Origin of the sequence: Amycolatopsis sp. MEPSY49 (assembly GCF_051337345.1) — a bacterium.
Classification (GTDB): domain Bacteria; phylum Actinomycetota; class Actinomycetes; order Mycobacteriales; family Pseudonocardiaceae; genus Amycolatopsis.
This window is the reverse complement of the sequence record NZ_JBDLYJ010000001.1, coordinates 1-19,295: the sequence shown is the minus strand read 5'-3', so window position 1 is coordinate 19,295 and position 19,295 is coordinate 1. Positions and strand designations below refer to the sequence as shown.

At 70.8% G+C, this 19,295-nt stretch carries 26 protein-coding genes; 13 read left to right on the top strand and 13 right to left on the bottom strand.

Translation table 11 applies throughout. The features are described from left to right. Window positions 1-15: 15 nt before the first annotated feature. Both ABFJ78_RS00130 and ABFJ78_RS00125 read left to right on the top strand, forming a co-directional pair. Window positions 16-360, top strand: coding sequence for a zf-TFIIB domain-containing protein (locus ABFJ78_RS00130; RefSeq protein ID WP_436385345.1), 345 nt, complete (start codon window positions 16-18; stop codon window positions 358-360). Between the two features lies 1 nt (window position 361). Next, window positions 362-973 carry an AAA family ATPase gene (locus ABFJ78_RS00125; protein ID WP_436383400.1) on the top strand — a complete coding sequence of 204 codons (612 nt, stop codon included), beginning with the start codon at window positions 362-364 and terminating at the stop codon, window positions 971-973. 26 nt (window positions 974-999) lie between these two features. Here the strand turns inward: ABFJ78_RS00125 and ABFJ78_RS00120 are convergent, their stop codons facing one another. Next, on the bottom strand, window positions 1,000-2,172 hold the full coding sequence (locus ABFJ78_RS00120) for a methyltransferase domain-containing protein (protein WP_436383399.1): 1,173 nt from the start codon (window positions 2,170-2,172) through the stop codon (window positions 1,000-1,002). A 147-nt stretch (window positions 2,173-2,319) separates the two neighbouring features. On the opposite strand from ABFJ78_RS00120, the gene ABFJ78_RS00115 reads away from it, so the two are divergent. The 7 genes from ABFJ78_RS00115 (at window position 2,320) to ABFJ78_RS00085 (ending at window position 7,457) form a co-directional block, all read left to right on the top strand. Continuing rightward, window positions 2,320-2,745 (top strand): helix-turn-helix domain-containing protein, encoded by a 426-nt coding sequence (locus tag ABFJ78_RS00115; RefSeq protein WP_436385344.1) that lies wholly within the window; start codon window positions 2,320-2,322, stop codon window positions 2,743-2,745. Beyond that, window positions 2,742-3,422 (top strand): hypothetical protein, encoded by a 681-nt coding sequence (locus ABFJ78_RS00110; RefSeq protein WP_436383396.1) that lies wholly within the window; start codon window positions 2,742-2,744, stop codon window positions 3,420-3,422. The genes ABFJ78_RS00115 and ABFJ78_RS00110 overlap by 4 nt, the downstream gene beginning before the upstream one ends. Window positions 3,423-3,506: 84 nt before the next feature. After that, the gene (locus ABFJ78_RS00105) at window positions 3,507-3,800 is read left to right on the top strand and encodes a DUF2516 family protein (RefSeq protein WP_364461015.1); all 294 of its coding nucleotides are present in this window, start codon (window positions 3,507-3,509) and stop codon (window positions 3,798-3,800) included. A 45-nt stretch (window positions 3,801-3,845) separates the two neighbouring features. Continuing rightward, window positions 3,846-4,388, top strand: a complete 543-nt coding sequence (locus tag ABFJ78_RS00100) for a YbaK/EbsC family protein (protein ID WP_436383395.1) — start codon at window positions 3,846-3,848, stop codon at window positions 4,386-4,388. Further along, window positions 4,385-5,392 (top strand): ornithine cyclodeaminase family protein, encoded by a 1,008-nt coding sequence (locus tag ABFJ78_RS00095; RefSeq protein WP_436383393.1) that lies wholly within the window; start codon window positions 4,385-4,387, stop codon window positions 5,390-5,392. The genes ABFJ78_RS00100 and ABFJ78_RS00095 overlap by 4 nt, the downstream gene beginning before the upstream one ends. Beyond that, a complete protein-coding gene (locus ABFJ78_RS00090) occupies window positions 5,389-6,822 on the top strand; it encodes an aromatic amino acid lyase (RefSeq protein WP_436383389.1) in 1,434 nt (477 codons plus the stop codon). The genes ABFJ78_RS00095 and ABFJ78_RS00090 overlap by 4 nt, the downstream gene beginning before the upstream one ends. A gap of 83 nt (window positions 6,823-6,905) precedes the next feature. After that, the gene (locus ABFJ78_RS00085) at window positions 6,906-7,457 is read left to right on the top strand and encodes a cadmium resistance transporter (RefSeq protein WP_436383388.1); all 552 of its coding nucleotides are present in this window, start codon (window positions 6,906-6,908) and stop codon (window positions 7,455-7,457) included. Here ABFJ78_RS00085 and ABFJ78_RS00080 read toward each other — a convergent pair. From ABFJ78_RS00080 to ABFJ78_RS00065, 4 genes are read right to left on the bottom strand one after another with little or no spacing between them, the layout of a single operon-like run. Beyond that, complete coding sequence (locus tag ABFJ78_RS00080) at window positions 7,454-7,633, bottom strand: DUF397 domain-containing protein (protein ID WP_400901096.1); 180 nt, start codon at window positions 7,631-7,633, stop codon at window positions 7,454-7,456. The two genes, ABFJ78_RS00085 and ABFJ78_RS00080, sit on opposite strands and share 4 nt — an antisense overlap. 16 nt (window positions 7,634-7,649) lie before the next feature. Beyond that, entirely contained in the window at window positions 7,650-8,486 is an 837-nt protein-coding gene (locus tag ABFJ78_RS00075) for a helix-turn-helix domain-containing protein (protein WP_436383386.1), read from the bottom strand. Window positions 8,487-8,524: 38 nt separating this feature from the next. Continuing rightward, a complete protein-coding gene (locus tag ABFJ78_RS00070; protein WP_436383385.1) occupies window positions 8,525-9,238 on the bottom strand; it encodes an ABC transporter permease in 714 nt (237 codons plus the stop codon). Beyond that, window positions 9,235-9,942, bottom strand: coding sequence for an ABC transporter permease (locus ABFJ78_RS00065; RefSeq protein ID WP_436383384.1), 708 nt, complete (start codon window positions 9,940-9,942; stop codon window positions 9,235-9,237). The genes ABFJ78_RS00070 and ABFJ78_RS00065 overlap by 4 nt, the downstream gene beginning before the upstream one ends. A 139-nt stretch (window positions 9,943-10,081) precedes the next feature. Here ABFJ78_RS00065 and ABFJ78_RS00060 point away from each other — a divergent pair, with 139 nt between their 5' ends. Further along, window positions 10,082-11,005: an ABC transporter substrate-binding protein gene (locus ABFJ78_RS00060; RefSeq protein ID WP_436383382.1), complete on the top strand. Its 924-nt coding sequence runs from the start codon at window positions 10,082-10,084 to the stop codon at window positions 11,003-11,005. Here the strand turns inward: ABFJ78_RS00060 and ABFJ78_RS00055 are convergent. Both ABFJ78_RS00055 and ABFJ78_RS00050 read right to left on the bottom strand, forming a co-directional pair. After that, on the bottom strand, window positions 11,002-11,778 hold the full coding sequence (locus ABFJ78_RS00055) for a class I SAM-dependent methyltransferase (RefSeq protein WP_436383380.1): 777 nt from the start codon (window positions 11,776-11,778) through the stop codon (window positions 11,002-11,004). The two genes, ABFJ78_RS00060 and ABFJ78_RS00055, sit on opposite strands and share 4 nt — an antisense overlap. Window positions 11,779-11,808: 30 nt before the next feature. Then, the gene (locus ABFJ78_RS00050; RefSeq protein WP_436383378.1) at window positions 11,809-12,291 is read right to left on the bottom strand and encodes a MarR family transcriptional regulator; all 483 of its coding nucleotides are present in this window, start codon (window positions 12,289-12,291) and stop codon (window positions 11,809-11,811) included. Window positions 12,292-12,340: 49 nt separating this feature from the next. Here ABFJ78_RS00050 and ABFJ78_RS00045 point away from each other — a divergent pair, with 49 nt between their 5' ends. Both ABFJ78_RS00045 and ABFJ78_RS00040 read left to right on the top strand, forming a co-directional pair. After that, window positions 12,341-12,775 carry an SRPBCC family protein gene (locus ABFJ78_RS00045; RefSeq protein WP_436383376.1) on the top strand — a complete coding sequence of 145 codons (435 nt, stop codon included), beginning with the start codon at window positions 12,341-12,343 and terminating at the stop codon, window positions 12,773-12,775. A gap of 96 nt (window positions 12,776-12,871) precedes the next feature. After that, complete coding sequence (locus ABFJ78_RS00040) at window positions 12,872-13,879, top strand: NADP-dependent oxidoreductase (RefSeq protein WP_436383374.1); 1,008 nt, start codon at window positions 12,872-12,874, stop codon at window positions 13,877-13,879. Here ABFJ78_RS00040 and ABFJ78_RS00035 read toward each other — a convergent pair. The 3 genes from ABFJ78_RS00035 to ABFJ78_RS00025 all read right to left on the bottom strand — a co-directional run bounded on the left by ABFJ78_RS00035 (window position 13,876) and on the right by ABFJ78_RS00025 (window position 16,059). Beyond that, window positions 13,876-14,499 (bottom strand): haloacid dehalogenase type II, encoded by a 624-nt coding sequence (locus ABFJ78_RS00035; RefSeq protein ID WP_436383372.1) that lies wholly within the window; start codon window positions 14,497-14,499, stop codon window positions 13,876-13,878. The two genes, ABFJ78_RS00040 and ABFJ78_RS00035, sit on opposite strands and share 4 nt — an antisense overlap. A 324-nt stretch (window positions 14,500-14,823) precedes the next feature. After that, complete coding sequence (locus ABFJ78_RS00030; RefSeq protein ID WP_436383370.1) at window positions 14,824-15,438, bottom strand: pyridoxamine 5'-phosphate oxidase family protein; 615 nt, start codon at window positions 15,436-15,438, stop codon at window positions 14,824-14,826. A gap of 9 nt (window positions 15,439-15,447) precedes the next feature. Further along, the gene (locus ABFJ78_RS00025) at window positions 15,448-16,059 is read right to left on the bottom strand and encodes a TetR/AcrR family transcriptional regulator (protein ID WP_436383368.1); all 612 of its coding nucleotides are present in this window, start codon (window positions 16,057-16,059) and stop codon (window positions 15,448-15,450) included. A gap of 90 nt (window positions 16,060-16,149) precedes the next feature. On the opposite strand from ABFJ78_RS00025, the gene ABFJ78_RS00020 reads away from it, so the two are divergent. Then, the gene (locus ABFJ78_RS00020) at window positions 16,150-17,199 is read left to right on the top strand and encodes an NAD(P)-dependent alcohol dehydrogenase (RefSeq protein ID WP_436383366.1); all 1,050 of its coding nucleotides are present in this window, start codon (window positions 16,150-16,152) and stop codon (window positions 17,197-17,199) included. Between the two features lie 20 nt (window positions 17,200-17,219). On the opposite strand, the gene purU is transcribed toward ABFJ78_RS00020, so the two are convergent. The 3 genes from purU to ABFJ78_RS00005 are packed head-to-tail and all read right to left on the bottom strand — an operon-like array spanning window position 17,220 to window position 19,163. Beyond that, complete coding sequence (gene purU / locus ABFJ78_RS00015; RefSeq protein ID WP_436383364.1) at window positions 17,220-18,086, bottom strand: formyltetrahydrofolate deformylase; 867 nt, start codon at window positions 18,084-18,086, stop codon at window positions 17,220-17,222. A 23-nt stretch (window positions 18,087-18,109) separates the two neighbouring features. Further along, window positions 18,110-18,565: a maleylpyruvate isomerase N-terminal domain-containing protein gene (locus ABFJ78_RS00010; RefSeq protein ID WP_436383362.1), complete on the bottom strand. Its 456-nt coding sequence runs from the start codon at window positions 18,563-18,565 to the stop codon at window positions 18,110-18,112. Continuing rightward, complete coding sequence (locus tag ABFJ78_RS00005; protein WP_436383361.1) at window positions 18,462-19,163, bottom strand: DedA family protein; 702 nt, start codon at window positions 19,161-19,163, stop codon at window positions 18,462-18,464. The genes ABFJ78_RS00010 and ABFJ78_RS00005 overlap by 104 nt, the downstream gene beginning before the upstream one ends. Between the last annotated feature and the right edge of the window lie 132 nt (window positions 19,164-19,295).

The window sequence follows — 19,295 nt, the reverse complement described above, 5'->3', positions numbered from 1 at the left end:
AGGCTCGCATGTGTGATTTGTCCGAAGTGTCAGAACCAGATGCGGACCGTGGACAAGAACGGCGTCCACATCGAGCAGTGCGAGGGCTGCCGCGGGATCTTCCTGGACCGCGGTGAGCTCGAAGCGATCGCCGGTGCGGAGAGTTCCTTCTACGGCCACCAGCCCCCGTCGTACCAGGGCGGTCACGGCCGTCCCGACTCCCCGCGCCCGTACCGCGGCGGCTACCCGGATTCGCCCAAGGCGTACCGCGGCGGGTACGGGGACTCGCCCCGGCCGCACCGCGGGTATTCGGATTCGCCGCGGCCGTACGGCCACGGCGGCCACCGCAAGCGCGGCTTCCTCGAGAACCTCTTCGACTGAGGTGGGTCTCGACCTGCGGATCTGCCCGGCGTGCGGCGACCGGGCAGACCGCCCGCTCGTCGCCGGGCCGGTCCTCACGTGCCGGAAGTGCGGGCACGAGTGGCCGTTCCGGAAGCTGCCGCTGTTCGCGCTGACCGGCCCGAGCGGCGCCGGGAAGTCGACGATGGGGCCGCTGCTGGCCGCGCGCATGGCCGGTGACGTCGTCGTGCTGGAGCAGGACATCCTCTGGGTCGACGCCCTGCGCGACGACGTCGCGGCGTTCCGCGCGGTCTGGCTGCGGATGGCGGCGGTGCTGCACCAGAGCGGCCGCCCGGTCGTGCTGTGCGGCACGGTCGCGCCCCCGGAGTTCGAGCCGCTGCCGGAGCGCGCGTTCTTCAGCGACATCCACTATCTGGCGCTGGTGAGCACCCCGGAGTCGCTGGGTCGCCGCCTGCGGGCCCGCCCGGCGTGGCGCGAGTGGGACGAGCCGCGGATCGAGGAGATGCTGGAGTTCAACGACTGGCTCCGGAAGTCGGCGCCCGAGCTGGGCGTGGACCTCTTCGACACCACGGACGTCTCGACGGAGGCGACGGCCGACCACGTCGAGAAGTGGATCCGCGACCGGTTGCCCTGACCGGAGCTTTCACGTGAAAGCTCCGGTCAGCCGAGGGGCCAGGTGCGGCCGTCCGGTTCGTCGAGCCAGAACTCCTGGCGCTCGCCGGTGACCGTCACGCCGAAGCGGTCGCGTTCCGGCTTGCCCAGCTCGCACCACTCGACGAACGCCGCCTCCGCGATCTCCCACAGCGCTCGCGGGCCGCCCTGCGCCACCTCGTCGGCGCCGCCGCGCTTGCGGTGGCGGACCCACGAGCCGTCGGGGTGGACGAGCGCGACTCCGCTCTCGCCCGGCCCGCCCGTCGCGTGCGGATCCGTGCCGTCGTGGTCGCGCACCGCCCGGACGCCGGGCAGCGCCAGCCCGGCGAAGAACTCGAACTGCTTGCGCGGCTGGAGCACCATCGACATCGGCAGGCGCGTCTGCTCCCAGTCGTCCCGCGACGGCATCGGCAGCCGGTCGGCCTCCGGCAGCCGATGCGCGCGAAGCGGCATGAAACGGCCGTCGCGCGCGAGGACGTGGCCCTGCCCGGTGCCGCCCTCGCCGGCGACGAGGCGGATCAGCCCGGCGCCGATCGGCCGGTTCAGCGTCGTCACGATCAGGCCGCCCGGCACGGTCTGCGAGAGCCACGCGGGCGGGACCGAGGACACCGACGCCGTGCACAGCACCCGGTCGAACACGGTGCCGGCCGGGAACCCGAGCGCGCCGTCGCCCACCGCGCACGCCGGCCGGTAGCCCGCCTGCGCCAGCCGCTCGCGCGCCTCGTCGACGAGCACCGGGTCGATGTCCACAGTGGACACCTGGCCGGCGCCGCAGCGGTGGCTCAGCAGCGCGGCGTTGTAGCCGGTGCCGGTGCCGATCTCGAGCACGCGCTGGCCGTCCCGCACCCGCAGCTCCTCGAGCATGATCGCCATGATCGACGGCATGCTCGACGAGCTCGTCGGCGTCCCCGGCACCGGCCCGGTGCGCCGGGCGAGCTCCCAGCGCTCCGGGTCGTCGTCGAGCTGCGTGACCAGCACGTCCCGCGAGTAGACGGTCTCCAGCCAGCCCGGGTCGTCCCGGTCGACGGCCACCCACAGCCCGCCCGCCGGAGCGAAGAACCGCGGCAGGAAGACGTGGCGCGGCACCGTGCGGAAGGCGGAAATCCATTCGGGAGCGTGCAGGACGTCCTCGTCGAGCAGGTGCTCGACGAGCCGCCGCCGCAGCCGGGCCGAGCGCGTCATCCCCTCACCGTAGCGGTGAGCGTCACACCCGATGGTTGCAAGCAGAGTGCTTGCAATAGCTAGCACTCGCGCGTACCGTCGAAGGTGTCGCGAGGAGGTGACCGGATGGCAGAAACCGGTGGGACCCAGCCCGGATCCGGCGGTCCCATGGAGAAGGTCGCGGACATCGCTTCCGACATCGGCGAGTACATCCGCCAGCAGCGCAACACCGCGAAGATCTCGTTGCGCCAGCTGTCGAAGCTCGCCGGCGTGTCCAACCCGTACCTGAGCCAGATCGAGCGCGGGGTCCGCAAGCCCAGCGCGGAGATCCTGCAGCAGATCGCCAAGGGCCTGCGCATTTCGGCGGAAGCGCTGTACGTGCAGGCCGGGATCCTCGATCTGCCGACGGGTGGGCCGGTGGGCGACGCGATCCGCGCCGACGCCGAGCTGACCGAACGGCAGAAGCAGGTCCTGCTCGACGTCTACGAGTCCTTCCGCCGGGAGAACGCCGCGGCACGGCCGGCCGCCGCGCCCGCTCCCACCCCAGACACCACAGACACCGCGCAAGCCGCAGACACCAAGGAGTCAGCATGACCACCCCCAAGACCACCGAAGACGTCAAGAAGGCCGTCAACACCGCCCTCGACCAGGTCCGCACCCCGCTGCTCGCCGCGCTCGGCGCCGGCAACCTGGCCACCCACGCCGTCACCGACGCCGTGGCGAAGGCCAAGGAGAACGTGACCAAGAGCGGCGAGGCGGCCCGCAAGAACCTGCAGGAGCTGCCGACCGACGTCGAGAGCCTCCGCGAGAAGCTGGACCCGGCCGAGCTGCGCAAGGTCATCGACGAGTACACCGAGGCCGCGCTCAAGCTGTACAACAAGCTGGCCGAGTCGGGCGAGCAGGCGTGGGACAAGTTCGCCGCGCAGCCGCAGGTCAAGAAGGCCATCGAGCAGCTCGAGGAGGCCGTGGCCACCGCGCAGGGCCAGGTTGAGGGCGTCACCAGCGAGGTCCGCGAGCGCGTCGACGGCGTGCTGGGCACCTTCACCAAGCGCACCCGCTCGGCCGGCGAGAAGACCGCCCGCAAGGTGACCGAGGTCGCCGGCGAGGCCGCGGACGCCATCGAGGAGCTGGGTGACGACGTCGCCCACGAGACCCGCTCCGCGAGCCGCAAGGTCGCCAACAAGACGGCCCCGAAGACGGCCACCCCGGCCCGTCGCACGACCACCAGCGCCGCCGCGAAGAAGCCGGCCGCGCCGAAGACCGACAAGTAAAGACGCCGTGAACCCTTCGGCCCCGCCACCGGACCCCGGTGGCGGGGCCGGGGTCGTTCGGGCGGTTTGCCGTAAGCTGTCGCTGTGCTGGTTGCCTACTGGATCCTCGAAGTCATCCACTGGGGCAGCGCGCTGGTCGGGCTCTTCGCCTTCGTGCACGCGCTGCTTCAGCGCGCCGACGCCTACTCCGCGGCGGACCGCAAGACCAAGCCCGTGTGGATGCTCATCACCGGCGGCGCGACCCTCGCCATGGTGCTGTTCCCCGTGATGGGCCCCGGGATGATCTTCTACGTGCCCGCCATGGCCGCGGCCCTGGTCTACATAGTGGACGTCCGGCCGAAGCTGATCGAGGTCCAGCGCGGCGGCTCCAGCTGGTAGTTGCCGGTCCCGATTGGCAACAATCGGCACAGCTAGGCTGGCGGGGTGACCTGGACCATCGCCGGGAGCCTCACCGTCGTTCCCGCCCCCACACGTACTGACCTGCTCGCCGAGCCCGTCGCCAAGGCGCTGGCCGCGCTCGCCGACCCGGACGCCGTCGGCGTCGCGGAGATCGACCCGGCGCTGGCCGACACCGCCGCCTTCTGCGAGACGTACGGTTCGCCGCTCGAAGCGTCCGCCAACTGCGTCGTCGTCGCCGGCAAGCGCGCCGGCGAAGTCCGGTTCGCGGCCGCGCTCGTGCTCGCCACCACCCGCGCCGACGTCAACGGCGTCATCAAGCGCCGCCTCGACGTCCGCAAGGCCTCCTTCGCGCCGATGGACGAAGCCGTTTCCCTCACCGGCATGGAGTACGGCGGCATCACGCCCGTCGGCCTGCCCGCCGACTGGCCGATCCTGATCGACAAGGCGGTCGCCGACGCGCCCGAGCTCGTCATCGGCAGCGGGATCCGCGGCAGCAAGCTGCTGATCTCCGGCACCGCGCTCGCCTCGCTGCCCGGCGCCGAGGTCATCGAGGACCTCGCCAAGTGACGTCCGTCTGGCTCCGGTACCTCACCGGTGCCGACATCGACTCGCTCGGCGTCACCGAAGCGGACATCGTCGGCGCGGTCGAGGACGTCCTCGCCGACCACGGCCGCGGTCAGGTCGTCTTCGAGCCGCGTACGCACCTCGTGCCGGACAACGGCGGCAAGGGCCACTTCAACATCCTCCGCGGCCACCTGTCCGCGAAGCAGGTCAGTGGCGTGAAGGTCGTCGGTGACTTCGTGGGGAACTTCGAACGGGGCCTCCCTTCGGAAATGGCGTTGATCCTGCTGCTGGACCCGGACACCGGCATGCCGCGGGCCATCGTCGACGGCACGATGATCACCGAGGCCCGCACCGGCGCGATGACCGCCGTCGGCGCGAAGTACCTCGCCCGCCCGGACTCCCGGGTGCTCGGGCACATCGGTGCTCGCGGCACCGCGTGGTGGAACGTCGTCCTCCTCGACTCGTTGTTCGACTTCGCCGAAATCCGCGTGACCAGCAAGCGCCCGGAGTCCCGCGAGGACTTCGGCCGCCGGCTGTCCGAACGGCTCGGCAAGGACGTCCGCGTCTGCGCCACGGCCGAGGAGACCCTGGACGGCGCGGACATCCAGGTCGAGGCCTCCCGGCTGGTCGAACCCGAACCGCTGGTGCGGCGCGAGTTCCTCCGGCCGGGCACCTTCCTGGTGCCCTACGGCACGATCAGCGCGCTGGAGCTCACGCTGCTCGACGACGTCGACAAGGTCGTCGTCGACGACTGGCGCGAATCGCAGTCCGGCAACCCGCGGTTCGGCGCCCTGCGCCCGCAGCTCAACGCCGGCCTGCTCACCGCGGACGGGGTCCACGCCGAGATCGGCGACGTCGTGGCCGGGAAGAAGCCGGGCCGCGAGCACGACGCCGAACGGATCCTGTTCTGGCACCGCGGACTGTCCACAACGGACGTAGCGGTGGCGGACATGATCCTCGCCCGTGCCGAGGCTTCCGGCGTCGGCACCATGCTGCCGTACCGATGATCATCGACGGAAGCCAGTTCGCCGACAGTGAACGGTTGATTCTGGACAAAGCGCTGGTCACAGCGCTGAAGGAGCGCCGGAACGCGCTCTTGACGGCGCTCGAAAGCCGCGAAAAGCCCGTCTACGGCGTCAACACCGGCATGGGCCGCCTCGCGGGTGTCGCCCTCGACACGCGGCAGCAGGCGGAGCACCAGCGCAACCTGCTGATCGGCCGCGCGGTCGGCGGCCCGCCGTGGCTCCCGCCGGAGGACGCCCGCGCGCTGCTTCTGGTGCGGCTGCGCGACTTCCTGCAGCCGTGGTCGGGTGTCAGCGCCGAGCTGGTGCAGTTCCTGGTGGACCGCTTGAACGACGGGTTCACCCCCGCCGTGCCGCGCGGCGGGCTCGGCAGCTCGGGCGAGATCATCCCGCTCTCGCACGCCTTCCAGACGTTCCTCGGCATCGGCACCGTCCTCGAAGACGGCGTCGAGACCCCGGCGGCGGACGCGCTCGCTCGCCGAGCTGCCAAGCCGTACGTGTTGGGGCCCAAGGAAGGTGCTTCGCTGCTTCAGGGTTCTCCGCTGGCCGTGATGCACGCGCAACGCGGGTGGAGCGAAGCGCGGCAGCTCATCCAGTTGCAGACGCTCACCGAAGCGATGGCGATCGACGTCCTCGGTGCGCCGCGCGAGGTGTTCGCCCCGGTCATGGCGGGCGGCGACGACCACCTGCGGCGGCTGCTGGAGGCGCTGACCGGGATGGTGGGCGCGGGTCCCGTGCGCGCCGAAGTCGTGCAGGCGCCGCTTTCGGTGCGGGTCGCGCCGCGGGCGCTGGCGCACGCTTCCCGCGTGAACACCGAGCTGCACGAGACGATCGCGCGCTGGCAGACGATGCCGGGGGACTCGCCGTCGTTCGTCGACGGGGAATTCCTGCCGGGGACGGCGTACCACGCGGTGGACCTCGGGCTGCGCATGGACGCGGTGACGGCGGCGCTGGCCCACCTCGGCGAGATCTCGGTGCAGCGGACGCACCGCCTGCTCGACGAGCGCTTCAGCGGCCTCCCGGCGCAGCTCACGGCCGATCCGGGGCCCCGGGCGGGGTTGGTGCCGCTGCACAAGCGGGCGGTCGGCGAGCTGCACGCGTTGCGCCGGCTCGCGGCGCCCGCGACGCTCGGGTCGATCGACACCTCGGCCGGTCAGGAGGACGTGCAAGCGTTTGCGTGGGCCGCGGGGGAGCAGCTGCGGGCGGCCGCGACGCACCTGTTCGCGATCACGGCGTGCGAGCTGGTCACCGGGTCGCAGGCGCGGTACCTGGCGCCGGACGGGGTGCCGGGGTTGGGCGCGGCTTACGAGTGGGTGCGGTCGGTGGTGCCGCCGGTCGAGGAGGACCGGCCGCTGGGGCCCGAGGTGGAGCGGTTGATCGCCGCTTGCCGCGAGGGCGGCCTCGCCGGCGCATGAGCCTTGGGCTGGTCGGGCCGGTGGTGGGGTTCGTGGTGACGGATGTCGGGTGTCCGCGAGGTTCGTCGCGATGACGTCGGCGCATGAGCCTCGGGCTGATCGGGCAGGCGGCCGCGATGTTCGCCGTGACGAACGTCGACGACCTCGTGCTGCTGGCCGTCTTCTTCGGGCAGGCCACCGCGCTGACCGTCGTGGCCGGGCAGTTCCTCGGGTTCGGCGCGGTCCTGGCCGTCTCGGTCGCCGGGGCGCTCGGGGCCGGGTTGCTGCCCGACGGTGCCGTCCGCTGGCTCGGCGTGCTGCCGATCCTGCTCGGCATCCGGGCGGCTTGGCAGGCGTGGCGCCGCGACGACGACGAACCGGCGCCGGCCACCGGAGTGCTCGGCATCGCGACCGTGTGCTTCGCGAACGGTGGGGACAACGTCGGCGTCTACGTGCCCGCCTTCGCCGCCACCGGGCCCGGTGGCCTGGTCGGCTACAGCGTGGTTTTCCTGGTGGGCGTGGCCGTGTGGTGCGTCGCCGGGCGGTTCCTCGCGACGCGGCCGTCGGTCGCGCGGGTGCTCGCGCGGTGGGGGCACGTCGTGCTGCCCGTGGTGCTGGTCGCGCTCGGCGTGCTGATCCTGCTCGGGGCGTTCTAGCGGGCGATTTCGCCGATGTGGCGCCAGGTTTCGGGCGACACGGTCAGCGTGCCCGACGTCGGCGCCTTCGAGTCGCGGACCGCAACCGCGCCGGGCGTGAACGCGACCTCGACGCAGGCGCCCTGGGAGCCTTCGCCGGACGAGTAGCTGCTCTTGCGCCAGCTGAGGTCGGACACGATCGTTCACCTCGAGTCAGGTCTCGGTGATCACCTGCCGGATCAGCCGGATCGAGTCCGGTTCGTCGTACGCGAGATCGGCGAGGTGGCGGAAAGCCAGCCTAGCATTGTTGACGTGCTTGGCTTTCTCGAACTGAAGCGAGCCGAAACCGTGCTCGATGTAGGCGATGTCCGGCTCCCGCAGGCGCGGATAGCTGAGGATGATGAAGCTGCCGTTCCGCCCGGAGTGGATGCCGTGGTTGATCGGCACGACCTGCACCGTGACGTTGGGCAGCTCCGCGCGCTCGATGATCTGCTCGAGCTGTGCGCACTGGTCGCCGGGGAGGAGATCGGGGCGCCGGAGCACGGCTTCGTCGATGATGGCGTGGTACTCCAGCGGCGGGTCTTCGGTCAGCCTGGCCTGGCGACGCAGGCGGACTGCGATCTCGTTCTCCAGCCTGCGACCGGACAACGGGTCCCGCGCGCCGGCGAACGCGGCGCGCATCCCGGCCTCGGTCTGCAAAAGCCCGGGCACGAAGCCGAGCTGGTACTCGCGGACCTCATCTGCGTCGGCTTCCAGCGCGACATAGCCCTGGTCATTGAGGCCGTAGGCGTGCCACCAGCCCTTCTCCCACGCACGGTCGTACTGGCGGACCCAGTCGTCGTAGTCCGAGACGATCACGCCGTAGCGGTCGAGCAGCGCCAGGAAGCCGTTGTAGTCGGGAAGGTGCCCCAGCTCGATGCGGCTCATCTTGTTCTTGTTGAACCGCATGGGCTCGCCGGCTTCGACCTGCGTGAGGCCGGCGTCCTCGCGCAGCCGTCTGAGCTTGTTCGCGAGCAGGCGCTTGCGGGCGTTGGGCTTCGGCCGGTCCATGCACGGATCGTAAGGCGTGACTGCGCAGGGTGAGATTCCTACGACTCGCGGCGGGCGTTCTGCAGGGCCAGACCTCGGGGTGTGGCCAAACGGGTGATGAGCGCGAAGAGGCCGTCGCACGCGAGCGCCAGGACGACCGCGGCCACGCCGCCCGCGAAGATCTCGCCGTAGCCCGACGCGCCGAGCGCGAAACCGTCGACGATGTAGCGGCCGAGGCCGCCGCCGTCGTTGACGATCGCGCCGATCGCCACCGTGGCGATCAGCTGCAGGAACGACACCCGCGCACCGGCCAGGATCACCGGGGACGCCAGCGGCAGCTCGAGCCGGAGCATGATCTGCCACTCACGGTAGCCCGTGCCGCGGGCCGCGTCGACCGTCTCCTGCTCCAGGGACACCACACCGGCGTAGGTGTTCGTGAACAGCGGCGGCATCGCCAGCGCCACCAGAGCCAGCAGCAGCGGCCAGAACGTCGTGTCGAACTCCCAGCGGCTGGCCAGGAACCAGAACAGGATGATCAGGCCGAAGCTGGGGATCGCCCGGCCGATGTTCACCGCGCTGCTCGCGAGGAACGCGCCGCGGCGGTAGTGGGCGAGCCACAACGCCGCCGGGATCGTCAGGACGGCCGCGATCACCAGCGCCAGCAACGAAAACCTGAGGTGCTCGACCGTCCGGTACGGGATGCCGGCCTTGTCCGTCCAGCTCCAGCGGTTCGGGTCCGCGAGCCACGCGTTCAGCTGGTCGAGGAAGCTCATCGCGCCCGCACCTTCCGCGTCCACGGCGCCAGCAGGCGCTCGCTGAACCACAGCAGGAGGTCGACGACCACCGCCAGTACCACCGAAAGCACCACGCCGACGATGATCTCGGTCGGGTTGGGCGTCGCCGTCTGGATGCCCGCGCGGATGAAGTAGCCCAGGCCGCCGAGGCCGAGCATGGACGTCACCGTGACCAGGCCGATCGTCGTCACGGCGGCGACGCGCAGCCCGGCGATCACCACCGGCAGCGCGAGCGGGAGCTCGATCTGCCAGAGCAGCCGGCCGCGCGTGTACCCCATGCCGACCGCGGCTTCACGCACTTCGTTCGGCACCTGGTCGACGCCCGTGACGATGTTGCGGACCAGGATCAGCAGCGTGTACGTCGCGAGCGGGATCATCGCGGTGAGGAACGTCAGCCCGAAGAACGGCACCAGCACGGCGAACGCGCCCAAGCTGGGGATCACGTACAGCGCGCCGGCCGCGCTCAGGATGAAGCCGTACGACCAGCGGTACCGCAGCGAAAGCACCGCGAGCGCGATCGAGACGACCAGCCCGACGCCGAGCGCGGCGGCGGTCAGCGAGATGTGTTCGCCGAGGCGCTGGACGATGTCGTCCGCGTTGCGGTCCACCCACTTCCACTGGAAGATCGGGGGCCCGACATCGCCACTGTCGGCGGCCAGCGGGGTCACCGCGGTCACGTGCACCTGGCGACCCTACCCCGTTTGGCGGGGACTCATTCCGGAGTCTGGGAATTCGCGTGCCTTTCTCCCAATATGTGGGCGCTTGTCGGTGGGCGGCGCTAGGGTCCTTTCGTCTGTTCGAGTGACGAAGGAGTGGGGATTCGTGCGCTGGTTCCGGAACGCGTCCGTGGTGGCGGTGGCCGTCGCGGCGACGCTCGGCTTGGCCGCCTGTGGTGGTGGCAGCGACAGCGGTGACAAGCCCGCCGCGCAGAGCAAGGGCGGGGCGCCGATCGTCGTCGCGTCCTTCAACTTCACCGACAGCCAGATCCTCGCCGAGATCTACGCCCAGGCCCTGGAGGCCAAGGGGTATCCGGTGACGCGCAAGCTGAACCTCGGTTCGCGGGAGCTGATCTACCCGTCGCTGAAGTCCGGCGAGCTGCAGTTCATCCCCGAGTACCAGGGCGCGGCGATCACGACCGGCTTCGGCAAGGAAGCGGGCAAGACCGCGCAGGAGGAGCACGAGCAGCTGGCCAAGCTGTTCGAGCCGAGCGGCGTCGGCCTGCTGAACTTCGCCGCGGCCGAGGACAAGAACACCTACATCGTCAAGTCCGACCTGGCCAAGGAAAAGGGCATCGCGTCGATCAGCGACCTGAAGAAGCTGGACAAGGTCGTGATGGCGGGCCCGCCGGAGTGCGAGAAGCGGCTGCCGTGCTTCCTGGGCTTCAAGGACGTCTACAAGCTCACCAACGCGACCTTCCAGACGATCCAGGAGGCCGGGCCGCGGGTCGAGCAGCTGAAGTCCGGCGCCGTGACGGTGATCCCGGTCGACTCGGTCAGCCCGCTGACCGGTGACTCGAACTACACCGTGCTCAAGGACGACCTGAACATCGTGCCGACGGAGAACGTGGTGCCGGCGGTGAACAAGAAGGTGCTCGACGAGCGCGGCGCCGACTTCGCGAACGCGGTCAACGCCGTGAGCGCGAAACTGACGACGGACGTGATGCGCGACCTGAACAAGCGCGTCGACTCGGACGGCGAGAAGGCGGCCGACGTCGCGAAGGACTGGCTGGCGCAGGCCGGTCTCTAAGCGGTACCGCGCACGACCCAGGCGCTCGCCGAAAGCGGGATCGAGCCGTCGGGGTTCGTCGGCAGGCGGCTGCGCAGGAGTTCCCGGATCTGGTTCCGGCGTGCCTCGGGCAGGGTGGCGAGGTACGCCGGGGCCGGGCCCTGCGCACCGAGGAACGGCCGCCAGTAGTCGTCGAAGTCCTGGAACACCGTCGGGATCTTGATCTCTCCCACGGAAACCCCGGTGAACCCCGCCTCCGTCCACAAGCGACCCATCGGCTCCGGGCGGCACAGCGGGAACTGGCGGCCCTCGTGCCTTTCCACGGCTGCCGGGTCCAGCTCCGCCGCCGCGTCCCAGAAGACGCGGATCAGTTCCATCCCCTCCGCGAGGTCCCACAGGTACGCCGCCGCCAGTCCACCCGGGACGGTCACCCGGGCGATCTCCGCCGCCGCGGCGGCCGGGTCCGGGACGAAGTTCAAGACCAGGCCCGACACCGTCACGTCGAACCGGTCGTCGGGGAACGGCAGCTCGCGCGCGTCGGCGAGGGTGAACGACGCTCGCGGATCGGTTACGTTCGCGCGGGCCGTCTTCAGGAAGCCGTCCGACGGGTCGACGCCCGCCACCTCCGCCGGGTCGGCCGCCGTCAGGACCGCCGACGTGAGCGCTCCCGTGCCGCAGCCGACGTCGAGCCAGCGGCGGCTCGCCGGGACGTCGAGCCGCCGGACGAACGTCTCCGCGATCCGGCGGCTCCACCGTCCGATGTAGGCCTCGTACGCGTCGCCTGACTGCCACATGCGATGCAGTACAGCACAGAAAACCGCTGGTCAGCCGTTAGCGAGATCACCCGTCGCCGTGTTGCCCGCTGACGTCGCGCGCTGGAGGAACCCGGCGATCAACGCCAGTTCCTCTTCGCTGTAGTCCGCGCAGAGCTCGTCCATCGCGGTGTTCATCCCCGCGTAGAGCCGGAACAGCTCGCCGTTGCGGCCGCGGACCGCGCGGACCGCCACCGCGCGCCGGTCGGCCGCCTCCGGGTCGCGTTCACGGACGATCCAGCCGCCCTTCTGCAGGCGGTCGAGGATGCCGGTCATCGTCGCCGGGTGCAGCCCCGCCCGGCGGGCCAGCGCGCTCGGGCTCAGCGGGCCGTGGCGGGCGATCAGCTCGAGGCAGTCCAGGTCGACGTCCTTGAGCGCCAGGTGGGCGCTGACCTGGTGGTTCAGCAAGGAAAGCTGGTTGCGCAGCTCGCGCAGCGACTCCTTGAGCGCCACGGTGGCGCGCCGCCGGCGGGCGGCGTCCGGGGTGACACTCATGGGGCCAGCCTACTGTGGTCACGATCGGTACCCCGGGCAAAGGAGTGAAATGGGAAAGGTCACGGCCACCGCGGAGCGCACCATCGACGCCCCGGCCGACAAGGTGCGCGCACTCGTCGCCGACTACGCCGAAACGCGCCCGAAGCTGCTCACCGAGCACTACCGCGACTACCAGGTGACCGAGGGCGGTGTCGGTGCCGGGACCAAGGCGAGCTGGAAGCTGCAGGCGACCTCCAAGCGGGTGCGGGACGTGGCCGCGACCGTCACCGAGCCGAAGCCGGGCACCCTCGTCGAGACCGACGCCAACTCCAGCATGGTCACCACCTGGACGGTCACCGAGGCCGGTTCGAAGAGCCTGGTGAAGATCGAGACCACCTGGGACGGCGCTGGTGGGATCGGGGGCTTCTTCGAGAAGACCTTCGCGCCCGGCGGCCTGAAGAAGATCTACGACGGCGTGCTCGGGAAGCTCGCCGAGATCGTGTAGCGCGTCACAGACGGAATGTGCGCCCCGGTTAGTAGGTTGCACCGGGAGGAATCCGGGGCGCCTGCCCCGCTTCGACCGACTTGAGGAGTTTCGACGGTGACCGCAGCGACCGAAATCAGGCTGGCTTCCCGCCCGCACGGCGTCCCGACGCACGACAACTTCGAGATCGTGGACACCGAGGTCCCGACCGCGGGCGATGGCCAGATCCTGGTGCGCAACCTGATCATGAGCGTCGACCCGGCCATGCGCGGCCGCATGCGGGACGTGAAGTCCTACGCGCCGCCGTTCGAGGTCGGCGAGGTCATGTCCGGCGGGGCGGTCGGCGAGGTCGTCGAGTCCCATGTGGACGGTGTCGAACCGGGTGACCACGTGCTGCACCAGGCCGGCTGGCGCACGCACGCCGTCCTCGACGACAAGCGGTTCGTCAAGGTGGACGCTTCCGCCGCGCCGCTCTCGACGTACCTCGGTGTGCTCGGCATGCCGGGTCTGACCGCTTACGCGGGCCTGCTGGAGTCGGCGGAGTTCAAGCCGGGCGACACGGTGTTCGTCTCGGGCGCGGCCGGCGCGGTCGGCTCGCTCGTCGGGCAGCTCGCGAAGCTGAAGGGCGCCAAGCGCGTCATCGGCTCGGCGGGTTCGCCGGAGAAGGTGCGGCACCTGGTCGACGACCTCGGCTTCGACGCCGCCTTCAACTACAAGGACGGCCCGGTCGCCGCGCAGCTCGACGAAGCGGCGCCGGAGGGCATCGACGTCTACTTCGACAACGTCGGCGGCGAGCACCTCGAAGCCGCGATCGACGCGATCAACCTGCACGGCCGGATCGCCGTCTGCGGCATGATCTCGCAGTACAACGCCACCGAAGCGACGCCGGCGCCGCGCAACCTGTCGCAGATCATCGCCAAGCGGTTCACCATGCGGGGCCTGCTGGTGCTCGACCACTGGGGCCTGCAGCAGCAGTTCGTCAGCGAGGTCGCGCCGCTGGTGAACTCGGGACAGATCAAGTACTCGGAGACGTTCGTCGACGGCATCCGCAACGCGCCGGACGCCTTCCTCGGCCTGCTGTCCGGGGCCAACACCGGCAAGATGCTGGTCCGCATCGCCGACTAGAGCAGTCCGGCCAGCTCCGGCAGGGTCGACGCGGTGTACGTGGGCGCGGGCGAGCCGGGCAGCGGGTGGACGCCGGGACGGGTGAGCAACGCCGTCTCCAACCCCGCCGCCTGGGCGCCCGCGATGTCCCAGTCGTGCGCCGCGACCATCACGGCCCGTTCGCCGGGGTAGGCGGCCAGGACCTGGTGGTACGGCTCGGGCGCGGGCTTGAGCCGGCCGACCTGCTCGGCCGAGAAGATCCGGTCGAGCAGGGGTGCCAGCCCGGCGTTCTGCAGCTGAGCTTCGGCGGTGGCGAGCGGCGAGTTCGTCAAAGCTACGAGGGTGTGGCCGTTTTCGCGCAGCTTCGCCAGGCCGGGTTCGACGTCCGGGTGCGCCGGCAGCGACCGCAGTCCCGCGGCGACCTTGGCGAGGTCCACTTCCCGCCCGTGCCGGGCCGCGGCCTCGACGGCGGCCGCGCCCGCGATGCCCGCGAAGTCCTGGTAGCCGCCGGTGGCCGTGACGGTCAGGACGGTGTGGATGGCGAGGCCGAACCACTCGCGCCGCAGCTCGGGGCCGCCGACCAGGGGATCCATGGCGGCGAGGTCGAGCAGGGTCTCGTTGACGTCGAAGACGCACAGCATGGCTTCAGTATCCGCCTGATCACCCCGCCGCGTTCCGGCCCGCGATCGCGGCGGCGGCGCGGCGAAGGTCGCGCACTTCGTCGGCTTCGGCGCGAACTACCGCGGCACCACGCTCGGCGGCCTCGACGCGCTCGCCAAGGCGCTGCTGACGACCGTGCCCGGGCACGGCGCGGTTGTCCGGACGGCCTGCGGGGCCTGTACGGAGTACCTGGCGCCGCGACCCGCGAGGCCGCGAAGTGCCGGGGCTCACGGCCCGGCTGGTGAACCGCCTTCGCCGGGGCGAGTCCGGCACACGGTCCGGCCTGCTCGACGTCGTCGCCGGGATCAGTACTGCTGGGTCAGCGCCCGTTCGGTGAGGTCCGCGTCCAGCTCGTCCGCCGAAATCGGCAGCGACATCTGGTCGCGCAGGATCGTGCCCAGGGTCGGCAGGGTCGAGCGGTCCGGCCACGTCGACGGGTCCCACAGCGATGAGCGCAGGAACGCCTTCGCGCAGTGCATGTACAGCTCTTCGACCTCGACGACCACCGCGAGCTTCGGCCGCTTCCCCTTGACGACCAGGTCGTCGAAGAACGGCGCGTCCGACACCAACGTCGCGCGGCCGTTGACCCGCAGCGTTTCGTTCATCCCCGGCACGAGGAACAACAGGCCCGCGTGCGGGTTGTCGACGATGTTGCGGAAGCTGTCGATCAGCTTGTTGCCCGGCCGGTCCGCGAGCACCAGCGTCTTCTCGTCGAGCACCAGGACCGAGCCCGCCGGGTCGCCGCGCGGCGAGACGTCGCAGCTGCCGTCCGGCGCCGCCGTCGCCAGCAGCACGAACGGCGAATGCTCGATCAGCGTGCGCGCGTGCTCGTCGATCCGGTCGATGACCTTCTTCTTCGTCCGCTCGGCGACCTCGCCGACGACTTCGCGCAACGCTTCGTGTGAGTCGATGATCCCCATGCACCCAAGCTAGCGCCCACCACCGACATTCCGGCCCGCGATCGCGGCCCGCGCGGCCTCCGACGACTTCTTCACCACCAAATCGACCGAGTACCCGTGCTTCACGAAGACGCCGTCGAGCTGGAACGTGCCGTAGCCGTGGGCCTGGGTGAACAGCTGCTCCATCAGCTCCAGCGCCGTCGCCGGGTCCGGCGCGACCACCAGGCAGCGCAGGAGGAACTCGTCCGTCAGCCGCCGGGTCTGCTCGTGCAGCCCGAGGTGCTCCGGGCCGTGCAGGCCCTCCGCGTAGATGACGTTCATCCCGGCCCGGCGCTCGATCAGGTAGCGCGTATACGCGCCCGCCGCCGCGGCCAGGGCGTCCACCGGGTCTTCGTGCTCGCCGGCCGCCGCGGCGACGCGCTCGGCCAGCTGGCACGCGATGTTCGCCGCGACCTCGGCCAGCAGGCTCTCCCGGGTGGGGAAGTGCCGGTAGGGCGCGCCCGGGCTGACCTTCGCGCGCCGCGCGACCTCCGCGACCGAGAAGCCGGCCAGGCCCTGCTCCGCGATCAGGTCCAGGGATACGCGCACGAGCTCGCCGCGGAGGTCGCCGTGGTGGTACTTGCCGCCCATGACCTGGATCACATCTCTCGTTCGAAATATGTAAGAGGGCTCTTACGTAGACCATGTAAGAGGCCTCTTACGAGGCAACGGTACTTGAAGTTGGAGGGTTCCATGAGCACCACCACGCACGCCATCGCCGCTCCGGCGCCCGGCGCGCCGCTGGCGCCGACCACGATCGAGCGCCGTGACCTGCGTCCGGACGACGTGCTGATCGACATCGCCTACGCCGGCATCTGCCACAGCGACATCCACCAGGCCAAGGAAGACTGGGGCCAGGCCATCTTCCCGATGGTCCCGGGCCACGAGATCGCCGGCGTCGTCGCCGCCGTCGGCTCGGACGTCACCAAGTACCGGGTCGGCGACCGCGTCGGCGTCGGCTGCATGGTCGACTCCTGCGGCGAGTGCGAGTACTGCCTGGCCGGCACCGAGCAGTTCTGCGTCAAGGGCAACGTCCAGACCTACAACGGCGTCGGCTTCGACGGCGAGAACACCTACGGCGGCTACAGCAACCAGATCGTCGTGAAGGACGCCTTCGTCTGCCGCATCCCGGAGGGCATCGACCTCGACGTCGCCGCGCCGCTGCTGTGCGCGGGCATCACCACCTACTCGCCGCTGCACCACTGGGGCGCCGGCCCCGGCAAGAAGGTCGCCGTGATCGGCCTCGGCGGGCTCGGCCACATGGCCGTCAAGATCGCCGCCGCGATGGGCGCCGAGGTGACCGTGCTGAGCCAGAGCCTCAAGAAGCAGGAGGACGGCCTCAAGCTGGGCGCATCGGAGTACTACGCGACCAGCGACGAGTCGACGTTCGACGTCCTGCGCGGCAAGTTCGACATCATCCTCAACACCGTGTCGGCCAAGCTGCCGGTGGACGCCTACCTCGGCCTGCTGCGGGTCGGCGGCGCGATGGTGAACGTCGGCGCGCCCGGCGAGCCGCTGTCCTACAACGCCTTCTCGCTGCTGGGCGGTAACAAGGTGCTGGCCGGCTCGATGATCGGCGGCATCGCCGAGACCCAGGAGATGCTGGACTTCTGCGCGGAGCACGGCATCGGCGCGGAGATCGAGACGATCTCGGCCGACAAGGTCAACGAGGCCTACGAGCGCGTCGAGAACTCCGACGTCCGCTACCGCTTCGTCATCGACGCTTCGACCATCGGCGCGTGATCGAGGGCACGGCAACCGCGTCAGAACACGACGGTGCGGTTGCCGTGCACCAGCACCCGGTTCTCCAGGTGCCAGCGCAGGCCGCGGGCCAGCGTCACCTTCTCGATGTCGCGGCCCTTGCGGACCATGTCCTCGACCGAGTCGCCGTGGTCGACGCGGATGACGTCCTGTTCGATGATCGGGCCCGCGTCGAGGTCCGCCGTCACGTAGTGGCAGGTCGCGCCGACCAGCTTCACGCCGCGCGTGTGGGCCTGGTGGTACGGCTTCGCGCCGATGAACGACGGCAGGAAGCTGTGGTGGATGTTGATCGCCCGGCCGGCCCACTCGCGGCACAGGTCGGCCGGGAGGATCTGCATGAACCGGGCCAGCACCACCGCGTGCGGCTCGTGCTCGCCGACCAGCTTGCGGACGTGCTCGAAGGCCTCGGCCTTGCCGTCGGCCGGGAACGGCACGTGGTGGAACGGGATGCCGTGGGCGCGGGTGATGTCCGCGAGGGACTCGTGGTTGCCGATCACCGCCGCGATGTCGACGTCCAGCTCGCCGGACGCGACGCGGCCGAGCAGGTCGTAGAGGCAGTGCCCGGCCTTGGACACCAGGATCACCGCGCGGCGCCGCTCGCCGGTGTCGCTGACCTGCCAGTTCGACTCCGCGGACAGGTCCGCGGCCACCTCGGCGAACCGGGCGCGCAGCTCCGCCGCGTCGAAGGGCAGCGAGTCGGCCCGGACGACTTGGCGGGTGAAGAACCAGCCGGTGTCCGGGTCGGTGTGGTAGGCCGCTTCGACGATCCAGCCGCCGTGCTCGGCGAGGAACCCGGAGATCCGGGCGATGATGCCGGTGCGGTCGGGGCAGCCGAAGGTGATGACGTAGCGGCGTTCGGGAGCGGTCACCCCGGCATTCTCCCCCGCACTGGTCAGACGGCCGGGAGCCGGGCGGGATACCAGCTGCCGCACCCGGCGGTTCCCGGCAGCACGACGGCACAGACGATTTCGCCGGCATGCTGGGCGAACTCGGGGGAGAGACGGGTCTTCGGAGCTTCTTCGAGGGCGGATTCGGCGTCGACGCGGTGGATCGCCGTGGCGTGGGCCAGCCGGCTGGTCCACGGTGATTCCGGGGTGCGCGCCAGGGCTTCGCGCAGGGCGAGGCGCTGGCCGTCCCACCACCCGAGGACGTCTTCCCAGGCTTCCGGTGGCGCCGGCCGCAGCGGCCGGTCCAGCACCAGGCCGATCGCCGCGCAGTGCACGAGCGCGATGTGCGTCACGAGGTCATGGACAGTCCACTTCGGACAGTTCGGCACCGGTGCCGCCGGGCCGGCCGTCAGCGCCGCCCGCTTCAGCGCGTCGGCGTGGACGTCGATCGCTTCGAGCATGCGCCGACCGTAGCCGTCTTCCCGCTTCGATGGCGAAGACCAGGCCCAGGCCGAGACTGAACGACAGCAGGAGGCCCTTCACCGGCTCGTCGGCGAAAGCGGCGCCGCCGGCCAGGCCGATCAGCACGCTGTACACCGCCCAGATCGCCGCGCCGGCCAGGTCGAGCGGGAGGAACCGGCGCAGCGGGTAGCCGAGGCTGCCGGTCGCGAGCGCGCTGGCGACGCGTCCGCCGGGCAGGTACCGCGCCGCGATGATCAACAGGCCGCCGTTGCGCCGCACCTGGTCACGGGCCCATTCGTAGCGCCGGTGCCCGTCGGCGCCGCGCTGCAGCCGCGCGAGGGCGCGCGGCCCGGCGAGCCGGCCGACGGCGTACCCGAGGCAGTCACCGGCCCACGCGCCGGTCGCGGCGACGGCGGCCAGCAGCGTCAGGTCCGCGAGGTCGGGCCCGAGCAGCACCGCGACGGTGACGACGGTCGTCTCGCTGGGCATGAACGGCAGCAGCGCGTCCAGCCCGGACACGGCGAAGACGAGCACCCACAGCCACGGCGAGCCGAGCGCGCCGCGCAGCAGCTCGGTGACGTGCCCCAGGAGTTCCACGGGTCAATGGTGATCACCGCAGGTCACTTCGGGGTGACGCAGCGGTGAACAAGCGCCCCAATGTGGCCTTGGTTGCGTCTGACGCACCGAAGGCCGCCTTGGGTGCGTCTGACGCACCGAAGGCCACATTGG